The organism is Allosediminivita pacifica (assembly GCF_003054175.1).
Classification (GTDB): Bacteria; Pseudomonadota; Alphaproteobacteria; order Rhodobacterales; family Rhodobacteraceae; genus Allosediminivita; species Allosediminivita pacifica.
The window spans coordinates 74,031-87,065 of the sequence record NZ_QBKN01000006.1 but is presented as its reverse complement, the minus strand read 5'-3'; the positions used below and the strand labels follow the sequence as shown (position 1 = coordinate 87,065).

Genomic DNA, 13,035 nt, shown 5'->3' with positions numbered 1-13,035 from the left:
CCCTCAAGAGCGCAACATACGGAACCGCCCTGACCGTCATGATCGGCTGGCTGCTCTGGGTGGGCAAGCCCGTCTTGCTGCCGCTCCTGGCGGCGATCATCTCGGTCTACGTGCTCTCCACCGCCGCGGCGAGCATCGACCGCGTGCCACTCCTGCGCCGCTTCCCCCCCTGGGCACGGCGCACGCTGATCCTGCTCGGCTTCGCCGTGGCGGTCGTCCTGCTCTTCGTGCTGGTCATCAACAACCTCGCCCAGATCGCCGCCGCCCTGCCGCGCTACGAATCGAACCTCGACCTGCTGCTCACCCGCACCGCGAGCCTCGTCGGCATCGACGACGAGCCCACATGGGAAAACCTCCGCAGCGCCACCTTCGACCAGTTCGACGCACGCTCGCTGATCGCGCCCGCCCTGCTGTCGCTGCGCGGCTTCGGCACCACGCTTTTCCTCGTGGTGCTCTACTCGGCCTTCTTCATGGCCGAGCGCGGCGTGCTCGCGCGCAAGGTCATCATCGCGGCGGGCGATCCGCAGCTCGGCGACCGTACGCTGTCGATCCTCGCGCATGTGAACGAAAGAATCGGCCAGTACCTCTTCGTCAAGACCACGGTCAACGTCATCCTCGGCGCGGTCTCCTACGCGATCATGCTGCTGCTGGGGATCGAGTTCGCGCTCTTCTGGGCCGTGCTCATCGCCTTCCTGAACTACATCCCCTACATCGGATCGCTGATCGGCGTGCTGCTCCCGGCGCTGCTCAGCCTCGCCCAGTTCGGCATGCTCTGGATGACCGGGATCGTGATCCTCGCTCTTTCCACCGCGCAGATCGTGGTGGGCGGCTACCTCGAGCCGCGGATGATGGGGCGCGCCTTCAACCTCAGCCCCTTCGCGGTGCTGATCTCGCTTGCCTTCTGGAGCGCGCTCTGGGGCCTGCCCGGCACGCTCCTCGCCGTGCCGATGACCGCAAGCCTCGTGCTCGTGCTGGCCGAGATCCGCGTCACCCGACCCTTCGCCGTAATGCTCTCCTCCAGCGGAAGCGTCTGACCCGCAGCCCCGCAACACCGGCCCGCCCCCCGCGTTGAAGCCCTCGGCCCAAACCGCCCCCTTCTTCTTGGCTCAAATATCTCGGGGGGAATGGCGCCGCAGGCGCCAATGGGGGCAGCGCCCCCGAAAGGTACCGCCCGCCACACCAGCGAGAGCCCGAACCCTGCCGCCCCCATCCACAACGGTCTCGCCCCAGCTTCTTCTCGCCCCAAATACCTCGGGGTGAATGGCGCCAAAGGCGCCAGAGGGGCAGCGCCCCTGGCTCCTCCGCCATCACGGACAAGATCCCGAAAATCGGGGACATTCCTAAGATCCGGTTAAACCGTCTCTGCAAGCCATTGAGTTCATTGAAGCGCCAGGATGTCCCGGCCCGGGACACCTCAAAAGGGCACGTCATCCTCGGCGTGCACGAACTTGGCCACGACCTTCTTGGTCCCCGCCTTCTCGAAGGCCACCTCCAGCTTGTCGCCCTCGATGCCGATGATTTCGCCGTAGCCGAACTTCTGGTGGAAGACCCGCTGCCCGGTCTCGAAGGACGACACGGCGTCGAGGTCGATCACCTGCGCCCGGCTCTCGCGCGGCTGGCTCACGGGTCGCTCCTGGCTGCGCGCCTGCATCCGCTTCCAGCCCGGCGAATTGTAGACGTCCGCCCGGCTCGCCCGGTCATGCAGCCCGCTCGCCTGCCCCGCCATGATCTGCGGCGAGGCGCTGGCCGACATGCCCGCGGCCCCGTAGCCGCCGCCGTACAGCCCCGGCGGCGTCAGCACCTCCACATGATCCTCGGGCAGCTCGTCGATGAAGCGCGAGGGCATCTGGCTCTGCCACTGGCCGAAAACCCGGCGATTGCCGGCGAAGCTGATCGTGCAGACCTCCTCGGCGCGGGTGATGCCCACGTAGGCCAGCCGCCGCTCCTCTTCGAGGCCCTTCACGCCGCTCTCGTCCATGCTCCGCTGCGAGGGGAACAGCCCGTCCTCCCAGCCCGGCAGGAAGACCACGGGAAACTCCAGCCCTTTGGCCGCGTGCAGCGTCATGATCGACACCTTCTCGCCGCCGTCGTCGCTCTCGTTGTCCATGACGAGGCTCACGTGCTCGAGGAAGCCCTGCAGGTTCTCGAAGCCCTCGAGCGCCTTCACCAGCTCCTTGAGGTTCTCCAGCCGGCCCGGCGCCTCGGGCGTCTTGTCGGCCTGCCACATGCCGGTATAGCCGCTCTCGTCTAGGATCACCTCGGCCAGCTCCATGTGGGTCATGTCCGGATCGCCGGTCATGCGGCCCCAGCGGACCAGCCCGTCCAGAAGCTCGCGCAGCGCGGCGCCGCCCTTGCCCTTGATGGCCCCGTCCTCGACGGCCCGGCGCGCGCCCTCGACCAGCGGCAGGCCGTTGTCCCGCGCGATGCGCTGGATCGTCTGCTGCGCCTTGTCGCCGAGCCCCCGCTTGGGCGTGTTCACGATCCGCTCGAAGGCGAGGTCGTCCTCGGGCGAAACCACCAGCCGAAAATAGGCCATGGCATCGCGGATCTCGAGCCGCTCGTAGAAGCGCGGCCCGCCGATCACCCGGTAGGGCAACCCGATCGTCAGGAAGCGGTCCTCGAAGGCCCGCATCTGGTGCGAGGCCCGCACGAGGATCGCCATGTCGTCGAGCCCGCGCGGCGCCATGCCCCGCGTGCCAGCCTGCATCGACTCGACCTCCTCCCCAATCCAGCGGGCCTCTTCCTCGCCATCCCAGTGGCCGATCAGGCGCACCTTCTCGCCGCTGTCGGCCTCGGTCCAGAGCTCCTTGCCCAGCCGCGAGCTGTTGCCCCGGATCACGTTCGACGCGGCGGCGAGGATATGCGGGGTCGAGCGGTAGTTCTGCTCCAGCCGCACCACATGTGCGCCGGGGAAATCCTTCTCAAACCGCAGGATGTTGCCCACCTCGGCGCCGCGCCATCCGTAGATCGACTGGTCGTCGTCGCCCACGCAACAGATGTTGCGATGCCCCTGCGCCAGCAGCCGCAGCCAGAGATACTGCGCGACGTTGGTATCCTGGTATTCGTCCACGAGGATATAGCGGAACCAGCGCTGGTATTGCTCCAGCACGTCCGGATGCGTCTGGAAGATCGTCACCATGTGCAGCAGCAGGTCGCCGAAATCGCAGGCGTTCAGCTCGCGCAGGCGCGCCTGGTACTGGGCGTAAAGCTGTGGACCCTTGTGGTTGTAGGCGCCCGCATCGGCGGCAGGCACCTTGTCGGGCGTCAGTGCGCGGTTCTTCCAGTCGTCGATGATCGAGGACAACTGCCGCGCGGGCCAGCGCTTCTCGTCGATGCCCGCGGCCTGGATCAGCTGCTTGAGCAAGCGGATCTGATCGTCGCGGTCGAGGATCGTGAAGTTCGACTTCAGCTCAACCAGCTCCGCGTGCCGCCGCAGCAGCTTCACGCAAATGGCGTGGAAGGTGCCGAGCCAAGGCATCCCCTCGACCGTCTGGCCCAGCGTGGCCGAGACCCGCGACTTCATCTCGCGCGCGGCCTTGTTGGTGAAGGTCACCGACAAGATCTCGTTCGGGCGCGCCCGCCCGGTGTTGAGCAGGTGCACGATCCGCGTCGTCAGCGCCTTGGTCTTGCCGGTGCCCGCGCCCGCCAGCATCAGCACCGGACCGTCGAGATGCTCGACCGCCTCGCGCTGCGCGGGGTTGAGGCTGTCCAGATAGGGGGCCGGCCGCGCGGCCATGGCGCGCGCGGATAGAGATGCCGCCTCGAAGGCGTCCATATCGTCGAAGCTGCTCATGCGCGGCAATGTAGCGTCGCCATGCCCCGAGATAAAGCAGCGTTTCCGATTTGTTCGCACATTCTCTTGGGGAAAACCGCCGCCGCCGCTAGGCCGCGACCGGCGATCTGCGCACGCCTCAACGGCCATACCGTCCAGGACGGTGGACAAGACGCCCTGCCCGGCGCCAGATACCGCCATGGACCTCAACGCACGCTATCCCGCCATTTCCGACCTGCGCCGCGCGGCCCGACGGCGCCTGCCGCGCTTCGTCTGGGAGTACCTCGACAGCGGCACGGGTGCAGAGTCTGCGCAGGCCCGCAACCGCGCCGCCCTCGACCGGGTGCTCTTCGAGCCGCCGGTGCTGCGCGGCGAGATCGCCGCCGACCTGTCCACCGACTTCCTCGGCCAGGCCCACGCCCTGCCGGTGGGCATCGCCCCGGTCGGCATGTCCGGCCTGATCCGCCCGGGCGCCGAAACCACCCTCGCCCGCACCGCCGCCACGGCGGGCATCCCCTATAGCCTCTCGACCGTCGCGACCGCAGCCCCCGAGGAGGTCGGTCCCCATCTCGGCCCCGCCGGTTGGTTCCAGCTGTATCCGCCGCGCGACCCCGAGATCCGCCGCGACATGCTCGCCCGCTCCCGGGACGCGGGCTTCACTGGCCTCGTTCTGACCGTCGACGTGCCTGTCGCCTCGCGCCGCGAGCGCATCCTGCGCTCCGGCCTCACCCAACCGCCGCGGCTCACGCCCCGCGTGGCCCTGCAATGCGCCATCCGGCCCACCTGGGCGCTTCAGAGGCTGCGGCACGGCATGCCGCACATGGCCACGCTCGATCCCTACAGCCGCGACATGGAAAGCCGCGATCCGACCGCGCACATCGGCTACCTGCTGCGCACGGCGCCCGACTGGGACTACCTGCACTGGCTGCGCGATCACTGGCAGGGGCACCTGATCGTCAAGGGCGTGCTGCGCGGCGGGGATGCAAGCCGGATCGAGGAAGCGGGTGTCGATGCCATATGGATTTCGAACCACGCAGGGCGTCAGTTCGACGGCGGCCCCGCCGCCATTGACGCGCTGCCGCGGGTAAGGGCCGCCACCGACCTGCCGTTGATCTTCGACAGCGGCATCGAAGGCGGGCTCGACATCCTCCGGGCCATGGCGCTCGGCGCGGATTTCACCATGCTGGGCCGCGCCTTTCACTACGCGCTGTCCGCGCTCGGCGAGGCAGGGCCGGCACATCTCGTGGAGATCCTCAAGCGGGACCTGATCGCAAACCTCGGGCAACTCGGTTTGGCCCGGCCAGGCGACGTGCGAGGGCTCGCGCTGTCGCTGGACGGATAAGGCAACGGGAATGCGCCGCCCCGGTGGGGCGGGACGACGCTCCCGGTGCCACCGGCGCAGAGCGCAGGGGCATCCGGTTACCCCAAGCGTTGGCCGATGACCAAGCCGGGCTAAGGTGGAAACGGCACTGCTCGGGACCTTGTTCCTCGCGGCCCAGTCAGCCGGGCGCGATCTGGCGCGCCAGTGGCACAGCTGTGATCCATTCCCCCACTTGCGACATTGTGGCCCCCAACGAAACGTCCTACAAATTTCTGCAAGTGCACAATACGAGGGAGGCTGGCACATGTCCGAGTTCAAGAAAATCCTCATCGCCAACCGGGGCGAGATCGCGATCCGGATCATGCGTGCCGCCAACGAGATGGGCAAACGCACCGTCGCCATCTACGCCGAGGAGGACAAGCTCGGCCTGCACCGTTTCAAGGCGGACGAGGCTTACCGCATCGGCGAGGGGCTCGGCCCCGTTCAGGCCTACCTCTCGATCCCCGAGATCATCCGTGTCGCCAAGATGTCGGGCGCCGACGCGATCCACCCCGGCTACGGCCTCCTCTCCGAGAACCCCGAGTTCGTGGACGCCTGCGCCGAGGCCGGGATCACCTTCATCGGCCCGCGCGCCGAAACCATGCGCGCGCTCGGCGACAAGGCGAGCGCCCGGCGCGTCGCGGTCGAGGCGGGCGTGCCCGTCATCCCCGCGACCGAGGTGCTGGGCGACGACTTCGACGCCATCACCAAGGAAGCCGAGGAAATCGGCTTTCCCCTCATGCTCAAGGCAAGCTGGGGCGGCGGCGGACGCGGCATGCGTCCGGTCAACGACGCCAAGGAGCTGAAGGAAAAGGTGCTCGAAGGGCGCCGCGAAGCCGAGGCCGCCTTCGGCAACGGCGAGGGCTACCTCGAGAAGATGATCACCCGTGCCCGCCACGTCGAGGTCCAGATCCTCGGCGACAAGATGGGCAACATCTACCACCTCTACGAACGCGACTGCTCGGTCCAGCGCCGCAACCAGAAGGTCGTCGAGCGCGCCCCGGCGCCATATCTGAGCGAGGCCCAGCGCGAAGAACTCTGCGAGCTTGGCCGCAAGATCTGCTCGCACGTGAACTACGAATGCGCCGGCACGGTCGAATTCCTGATGGATATGGAGACCGGCCAGTTCTACTTCATCGAGGTGAACCCGCGCGTGCAGGTCGAACACACGGTGACAGAAGAGGTCACCGGCATCGACATCGTGCAGGCTCAGATCATGATCGCCGAGGGCAAGTCGCTCTCCGAGGCGACGGGCCGTGCCAGCCAGTACGACGTGCGCCTGACCGGCCACGCGCTGCAGACCCGGATCACCACCGAAGATCCGATGAACAACTTCATCCCCGACTACGGCCGCATCACGGCCTACCGCTCGGCCACAGGCATGGGCATCCGGCTCGACGGGGGCACCGCCTATGCCGGCGGCGTCATCACCCGCTACTACGATTCGCTGCTGGTGAAGGTCACCGCCAAGGCGCCGACGCCCGAAAAGGCCATCGCCCGGATGGACCGCGCCCTGCGCGAATTTCGCATTCGCGGCGTCAGCACCAACATCGACTTCGTCATCAACCTGCTGCGGCACGAAACCTTCCGCACCAACCAGTATACGACGAAGTTCATCGACGAGACACCAGAGCTCTTCGACTTCAAGAAGCGCCGCGACCGCGCGACCAAGGTGCTGACCTACATCGCCGACATCACGGTGAACGAGCACCCCGAGGTGGCCGGGCGCGCCCGTCCCGCCGCCGACCTCAAGCCCCCGAAGGCACCCGAGGTCCCCTGGGACGAAACCCCGCCCGCAGGCACCCGCACGCTGCTCGACGAGAAGGGCCCGCAGGCCGTGGCCGACTGGCTGGCCGAGCAGAAGCACGTGCTCATCACCGACACCACCATGCGCGACGGCCACCAGTCGCTGCTGGCCACGCGGATGCGCTCGCTCGACATGATCAAGGTCGCGCCCGCCTATGCCAGCAAGCTCTCGGGGCTCTACAGCGTGGAATGCTGGGGCGGCGCCACCTTCGACGTGGCCTACCGCTTCCTTCAGGAATGCCCCTGGCAGCGCCTGCGCGACATCCGCGCGCGGATGCCCAACATCATGACGCAGATGCTTCTGCGCGGCTCGAATGGTGTCGGCTACACCAACTACCCCGACAACGTCGTGCAGGAATTCGTGCGCCAGGCAGCCGAAAGCGGCGTCGACGTCTTCCGAGTCTTCGACAGCCTCAACTGGGTCGAAAACATGCGCGTCGCCATGGACGCGGTGATCGACAGCGGCAAGATCTGCGAAGGCACCGTCTGCTACACGGGTGACATCCTTGACCCCGAACGCGCCAAGTATGACCTGAAGTACTACGTCTCCATGGGCAAGGAACTGCGGGACGCCGGTGCCCATGTTCTCGGGCTCAAGGACATGGCGGGCCTGCTGAAACCCAGCGCGGCCCACATGCTCATCAAGGCGCTCAAGGAAGAGGTGGGCCTGCCCGTCCACTTCCACACCCATGACACCAGCGGCGCGGCCATCGCCACCGTCATGGAATGCGTGCGCGCAGGCGTCGATGCGGTCGACGCGGCCATGGACGCGCTTTCGGGCAACACCAGCCAGCCGACCCTCGGCAGCATCGTCGAGTCGCTGCGCTTCACCGAGCGCGACACCGGCCTCGACATCGGCGCGATCCGCGAGATCTCCAACTACTGGGAGACCGTCCGCGGCCAGTACGCCGCCTTCGAAAGCGGCCAGCAGGCCCCTGCCTCCGAGGTGTATCTTCACGAGATGCCGGGCGGCCAGTTCACCAACCTAAAGGCGCAGGCGCGCTCCATGGGGCTCGAGGAACGCTGGCACGAGGTCGCCAAGACCTACCGAGACGTGAACATGATGTTCGGTGACATCGTAAAGGTCACGCCGTCTTCCAAGGTTGTCGGCGACATGGCGCTGATGATGGTCAGCCAGGGTCTCACCCGCGAAGATGTGGAAGACCCCAAGAAGGACGTGAGCTTCCCCGACAGCGTCATCGGCATGATGCGCGGCGATCTCGGCTTCCCGCCGGGCGGCTTTCCCGAAGGCATTACCAAGAAGGTGCTCAAGGGCGAGAAACCCCGCAAGGACCGCCCCGGCAAGCATCTCGAGCCCGTCGACCTCGACGCCGCCCATGCCGAGCTCAACGCCAAGTGGGAAGACGTGGAGATCGACCGCGAGGACCTGAACGGCTGGTTGATGTATCCCAAGGTCTTCACCGACTACGTGGAACGTCACCAGAGGTACGGCCCCGTGCGCAGCCTGCCGACGCGGACCTTCTTCTACGGGATGGAGCCCGAGGAGGAGATCACTGCCGAGATCGACCCCGGCAAGACGCTGGAAATCCGCCTCGTCACCGTGGGCGAAACGCAGGACGATGGCGAGGTCCGCGTCTTCTTCGAGCTGAACGGCCAGCCCCGCACGATCCGCGTGCCCGACCGCAAGTCCGGCGCGGCCAAGGGCGCCAAGCCCAAGGCCGAACCGGGCAACGCCGCCCACGTCGGCGCGCCCATGCCCGGCGTCGTCGCCTCGATCGCGGTTCAGCCGGGATCGAAGGTCAAGGAAGGCGACCTGCTGCTGACCATCGAGGCCATGAAGATGGAAACCGGCCTGCACGCCGAGCGCGACGCCACGGTCAAGGCGGTGCACGTTCAGCCCGGCGGCCAGATCGACGCCAAGGACCTGCTCATCGAGTTCGAAGAGTAACACGGCTCAGCCCCTGCCCGGCCTGCCGGGCGGGGGGATCCCTCCGATCCATCGGTCCAGTCTGCAATCATGTGTGTCCGCCCTGACGGGCGCGGGACGGTCCGCTGACACGCGGCAGCGTTTGCGCAGGCGCGCCGCTGACACAAAATTCGCGAGCCCCGCCGTTACTTGGCGTCAATACTGCCCGAATTCCGAACAAATCCTTTCATATCAAAATATTGAGCGTGCCCTGCCCCCGCCACCCTACAGGCCGCCACATCCCTGACACACTTCCGAACAGGGGTGTGACTTGCTGGGTGCGGGTCAAGATGCTTTACCAAACAAGGCACAAACGCTTGTGTCTGACCAAATTTTTCCAACGCCTCGGCCATGTCGGCCTGCCCTCAGCGGCACTCACCGCCAAGATCGAACAGACGTAGTTTTGTTATGAATCATCCAGATGGCCGCGCCATCCAAGAAAACGAATCCTTCATACCCGAGCGGCTTCTCCGCGGACTCGTGGAGTTGGAGGCAGCGAACTCGACCCGCGCGGTCTGGGATATCCTGGTGCAGACCGGGGCCGAGATGGCGCTTCCCTTCGTCGAATACACCTACGCCACTGATTTCCGCAATCCGGCCCGCCCCCAGTTCGTGCACACCACGATCGACTCCGTCTGGCTGACCTGGATCGACGAGTATCAGCACCTGCGCGACACGGCCACGTTCCGCAGCCACGGCTGCCATTATCTTACGCCGGTCACCGTCGGGGTTTCCTATTTCGATGAAATGGGAACGATCTCACCCGAACGCCGCCAGCATCTCATGATGGCTTCGCAGCTCGGCGTGGACGCGGCGGTCGCCTTCCCCCTGCGCATGGGGATCGACGGCCAGGCCGCCCTGATGACCTTCGGCGGAGCTCACTCAAAGCCCGACTTCGACGATCTGCTCATCCGGCATGGCTGGACGCTCCACGCCCTCTCGCATTCGGCCCACCTGCGCTACACCGAGCTGCTCAAGAAGGAGATGGTCACCAAGTACGGCCTAACCGAGAAGCAGCGCGAGTTGATCGGCCTCGTCGGGCTCGGCATGATGGACAAGCAGATCGCCCACACGCTCGGCATCTCGTTTTCCGCCGTCCGGCAGCGGCTGGCCACGGTGCAGCAGAAGACAGGCGCCCAGAATCGCGCGGATCTCGCGGCGCTGGCCATGCGGCTGGGGCTCGTTCCCGACCCGCTCCTGCGGGGTCAGACGTCGCAGGCCACGGTCTATCTCAGCACCCATGCCGGTGCGACCGAGAACACCGATCTCATCTGCCCCGAAAGCGACAGCACCGCGGCCGAATAGGCAGCGGACAGGCTGACGTGACGGCGTGCCGAAAAGCAAGAAAAAGGCGGAAATTTCCTCTTGCACGCCCGACGGGGGACCGTTAAATCCCCGCTACCCATTCAGGGACGCGGGCGTAGCTCAGGGGTAGAGCATTACCTTGCCAAGGTAAGGGTCGTGAGTTCGAATCTCATCGCCCGCTCCAGAATGGCCGACATCGATGGATATGCGGGCGTAGCTCAGGGGTAGAGCATTACCTTGCCAAGGTAAGGGTCGGGCGTTCGAATCGCCTCGCCCGCTCCATCGACCCGGTCTTTCCTCACAAATAATCAGCTGGCCTCAAGTACCCCGCCACTGGCGGATCGACACATCGATCTCCTCCTGGATCCAGTTGCGGAACTCCAGCAGCGCCGGCTTGCGCGCCGAGGCGCCGCGCGTCGCGAACCAGTAGGTCGACCCCGTCCGGATCCGCTCCGGGAAAGGCGAAGCCACCTGCCCGCGCTCGAGCGCGTCGCAGGCCAGAGTTTCCCAGGCCATGAAAACGCCCTGCCCCATCATCGCCGCGTCAAGACAGAGCGAGGCATCCTCGTAGGCGGGTCCTGCCGGCATCACGGGCGGCACCCGCCCCATGCCCTCCCACCAAGGCCCCCAGCCCTGAAGCCCCTCGTTCTCTCGGATCACGGGCAGGCGCAGCAGATCTTCCGGCACCTTCACCCCTCGCGCCAGCGCGGGCGACATCACCGGAAACACGCGCTGGTCCAGCAGCTTGACCGCATTCGCGGGCCGCGCGGCCGAGGCCGGCAGCACACGGATGCCCGCGTCATGTCCCGACCGGTCGAGGTCCACCAGCGGCACGCCGGGCACCAGCCGCACGCTGACACCGGGGTGACACTCGTTGAACCGCCCGATCCGCCAGATCAGCCAGCGGCTGGCAAAGATCGGCGCCACAGTGATCGTCAGAACCGACTCCGCCTCTTCGCGCAGGTCATCCAGGGCGCCCGAAAGCTCGGTGAAGGCCGAGGTCAGGCGCGGCGCGATCCGCGCGCAGGCGTCCGTCGGCGACAGCCCGGTCGAGGCGCGCAGGAACAGCGGCTGCCCCAGCGCCTTTTCGGCCTTACCCAGCCGCTGGCTCAGCGCGCCCGCCGTCACACCCAGCTCCTCCGCGGCCGCGGCCAGCGTGCCGGTCCGGGCCACCGCCTCTATGACACGCAGGGCCGACAGGGGGATCGCGTTCAGGTTTCGCATTTAGCTTTTCTAAAGCCCCGTCGTCGCGAAGTCGATTCCCGCGCGCGCCCAGCGCACCTATCTATCGTCCATGACATACATGATACCACAGATGACCCGATCACCCTTCCCCAGCCTCGGCTACATCCGCATCGGACTGCCCCGGCTCTTCCGGCGCCCGACGCGCCCCGAAACCCGGTGGCAGCGCGATCCGCTGTCCCATCCGCAGGTCGCGAAGATGTCCAAGCGAGAGCTGGCCGACCTGCCCTTCGACCCCGAAACCGTCCGTCCCGACTGAGGGCCGTTCACTCCACCGGGAACATACGCAGGCAGGCCATGCTCTGGCCACGGAACTCCGCAAGCGTCTCGATCGCGTTCCGCCGTGTCCCGACGACCCGCAGACCGGCCAGCTTGGTCCGGTCATCCCCCGAAACATAAAGCTGAAGGATCCGCGCGCTCACCATCAGCGAGGTCTCGAGATCCTCGATCGAGATCAGGTCGGCATTTTCCAGCATCGACGCGGTTTTCGAGAAGATCCAGGCGCATTTCAGCGCCTGCGCCTCGCGGCCGCTGTAGACCTGCTGCGCCGCCACGCCACCGGGCAGAGCCACCCAGAGCGCCAGTGCCAGCAGGCCCACCCGCACCCTCAAAACGCCTTGAAGGTCATGATCGTGAGCGACCGCTCGATCCCGGCGATGCTCAGCAACTCTTCGTTGATGTACTTGCCCACATCCGCGCCCTCGGGGATGTAGAGCTTCATCAGCAGGTCGTATTCGCCCGATGTCGAGTAAAGCTCGGAATGGATTTCACGCAGCGCGATTTCTTCGGCAACCTTGTAGGTTGTGCCCGGCTTGCAGCGGATCTGAACGAAGACGCAGGTTGTCATGGAAGGGCCTTTCACTGTCGCTCGCACGCTGACATAGCGCAGGGGGGCTGGCAATGGCCAGACGGCGCCCCTTGGCGCCCCCGATCCGGCCCCCTATAACCGCGCGAAAGACCGAAGGGGTGCCCCATGCGCAAGGCCGAGATCCACCGCAAGACAGCCGAGACCGAGATCCGCATCAGCATCGATCTCGATGGCTCGGGCCACTACGCCAACAGCACCGGCGTCGGCTTCTTCGACCACATGCTGGACCAGCTCGCGCGGCATTCGCTGATCGACATGGAGATCACCGCCAAGGGCGATCTGCACATCGACGATCACCACACGGTCGAGGACACGGGCATCGCGCTTGGCCAGGCGCTGGTGAAGGCGCTCGGCGACAAGCGCGGCATCCGCCGCTATGGCGCCTGCCTGCTGCCCATGGACGACGCGCTGGTGCGCGCCGCGCTGGACCTTTCCGCGCGGCCCTACCTGGTGTGGAACATGGAGCTGCCCAGCGCGAAGATCGGCACCTTCGACACCGAACTGGTGCGCGAATTCTTCCAGGCGCTGTCCAGCCACGGCGGGATCACCCTGCACGTCGACACGCTGCACGGGCTCAACAGCCACCACATCGTCGAGGCTGCCTTCAAGGCCGTCGCCCGCGCCCTGCGCGAAGCGGTCGAACCCGACCCGCGCAAGGCCGACGACATCCCATCCACCAAGGGCGCGCTCTGAGGGCAGCGCCCGGTACTTGATTTTCACTGCTTTTCGGGCGACCTCTGCGGCCCGACAAATCG

10 protein-coding genes and 2 tRNA genes are annotated in these 13,035 nt (G+C 66.5%); 8 read left to right on the top strand and 4 right to left on the bottom strand.

All coding sequences use genetic code 11. From position 1 onward, the window contains the following. Window positions 1-38: 38 nt before the first annotated feature. Entirely contained in the window at window positions 39-1,034 is a 996-nt protein-coding gene (locus C8N44_RS06305) for an AI-2E family transporter (RefSeq protein WP_170121067.1), read from the top strand. A gap of 380 nt (window positions 1,035-1,414) precedes the next feature. Here C8N44_RS06305 and C8N44_RS06300 read toward each other — a convergent pair whose 3' ends face one another. Continuing rightward, window positions 1,415-3,793: an ATP-dependent helicase gene (locus C8N44_RS06300; RefSeq protein WP_107975332.1), complete on the bottom strand. Its 2,379-nt coding sequence runs from the start codon at window positions 3,791-3,793 to the stop codon at window positions 1,415-1,417. 178 nt (window positions 3,794-3,971) lie between these two features. On the opposite strand from C8N44_RS06300, the gene C8N44_RS06295 reads away from it, so the two are divergent. The 5 genes from C8N44_RS06295 to C8N44_RS06275 all read left to right on the top strand — a co-directional run bounded on the left by C8N44_RS06295 (window position 3,972) and on the right by C8N44_RS06275 (window position 10,452). Beyond that, entirely contained in the window at window positions 3,972-5,114 is a 1,143-nt protein-coding gene (locus C8N44_RS06295; protein WP_107975331.1) for an alpha-hydroxy acid oxidase, read from the top strand. A gap of 283 nt (window positions 5,115-5,397) precedes the next feature. Further along, window positions 5,398-8,847 (top strand): pyruvate carboxylase, encoded by a 3,450-nt coding sequence (locus tag C8N44_RS06290; RefSeq protein WP_107975330.1) that lies wholly within the window; start codon window positions 5,398-5,400, stop codon window positions 8,845-8,847. 426 nt (window positions 8,848-9,273) lie between these two features. Beyond that, window positions 9,274-10,170 carry a helix-turn-helix transcriptional regulator gene (locus C8N44_RS06285; RefSeq protein WP_158274010.1) on the top strand — a complete coding sequence of 299 codons (897 nt, stop codon included), beginning with the start codon at window positions 9,274-9,276 and terminating at the stop codon, window positions 10,168-10,170. A gap of 109 nt (window positions 10,171-10,279) precedes the next feature. Continuing rightward, window positions 10,280-10,354: transfer RNA gene (locus C8N44_RS06280), tRNA-Gly, on the top strand. Between the two features lie 23 nt (window positions 10,355-10,377). Beyond that, window positions 10,378-10,452: transfer RNA gene (locus tag C8N44_RS06275), tRNA-Gly, on the top strand. Between the two features lie 36 nt (window positions 10,453-10,488). Here C8N44_RS06275 and C8N44_RS06270 read toward each other — a convergent pair. Then, on the bottom strand, window positions 10,489-11,394 hold the full coding sequence (locus C8N44_RS06270; protein WP_107975328.1) for a LysR substrate-binding domain-containing protein: 906 nt from the start codon (window positions 11,392-11,394) through the stop codon (window positions 10,489-10,491). Window positions 11,395-11,485: 91 nt separating this feature from the next. Between C8N44_RS06270 and C8N44_RS06265 the strand changes: the two genes are divergently transcribed. After that, the gene (locus tag C8N44_RS06265) at window positions 11,486-11,671 is read left to right on the top strand and encodes a hypothetical protein (RefSeq protein WP_107975327.1); all 186 of its coding nucleotides are present in this window, start codon (window positions 11,486-11,488) and stop codon (window positions 11,669-11,671) included. Between the two features lie 7 nt (window positions 11,672-11,678). Here C8N44_RS06265 and C8N44_RS06260 read toward each other — a convergent pair whose 3' ends face one another. Both C8N44_RS06260 and C8N44_RS06255 read right to left on the bottom strand, forming a co-directional pair. Continuing rightward, complete coding sequence (locus tag C8N44_RS06260; protein ID WP_158274009.1) at window positions 11,679-12,011, bottom strand: hypothetical protein; 333 nt, start codon at window positions 12,009-12,011, stop codon at window positions 11,679-11,681. An 8-nt stretch (window positions 12,012-12,019) separates the two neighbouring features. Further along, a complete protein-coding gene (locus C8N44_RS06255) occupies window positions 12,020-12,259 on the bottom strand; it encodes an Lrp/AsnC ligand binding domain-containing protein (protein ID WP_107975325.1) in 240 nt (79 codons plus the stop codon). Window positions 12,260-12,385: 126 nt separating this feature from the next. Here C8N44_RS06255 and hisB point away from each other — a divergent pair, with 126 nt between their 5' ends. Continuing rightward, window positions 12,386-12,973, top strand: coding sequence for an imidazoleglycerol-phosphate dehydratase HisB (gene hisB / locus C8N44_RS06250; RefSeq protein WP_107975324.1), 588 nt, complete (start codon window positions 12,386-12,388; stop codon window positions 12,971-12,973). Window positions 12,974-13,035: the final 62 nt, after the last annotated feature.

Coding starts and splice junctions, on each gene's coding strand:
- C8N44_RS06305 (WP_170121067.1), top strand. CDS start 39: ATGATCGGCTGGCTGCTCTGGGTGGGCAAGCCCGTCTTGCTGCCGCTC.
- C8N44_RS06300 (WP_107975332.1), bottom strand. CDS start 3,793: ATGAGCAGCTTCGACGATATGGACGCCTTCGAGGCGGCATCTCTATCC.
- C8N44_RS06295 (WP_107975331.1), top strand. CDS start 3,972: ATGGACCTCAACGCACGCTATCCCGCCATTTCCGACCTGCGCCGCGCG.
- C8N44_RS06290 (WP_107975330.1), top strand. CDS start 5,398: ATGTCCGAGTTCAAGAAAATCCTCATCGCCAACCGGGGCGAGATCGCG.
- C8N44_RS06285 (WP_158274010.1), top strand. CDS start 9,274: ATGAATCATCCAGATGGCCGCGCCATCCAAGAAAACGAATCCTTCATA.
- C8N44_RS06270 (WP_107975328.1), bottom strand. CDS start 11,394: ATGCGAAACCTGAACGCGATCCCCCTGTCGGCCCTGCGTGTCATAGAG.
- C8N44_RS06265 (WP_107975327.1), top strand. CDS start 11,486: ATGACCCGATCACCCTTCCCCAGCCTCGGCTACATCCGCATCGGACTG.
- C8N44_RS06255 (WP_107975325.1), bottom strand. CDS start 12,259: ATGACAACCTGCGTCTTCGTTCAGATCCGCTGCAAGCCGGGCACAACC.
- hisB (WP_107975324.1), top strand. CDS start 12,386: ATGCGCAAGGCCGAGATCCACCGCAAGACAGCCGAGACCGAGATCCGC.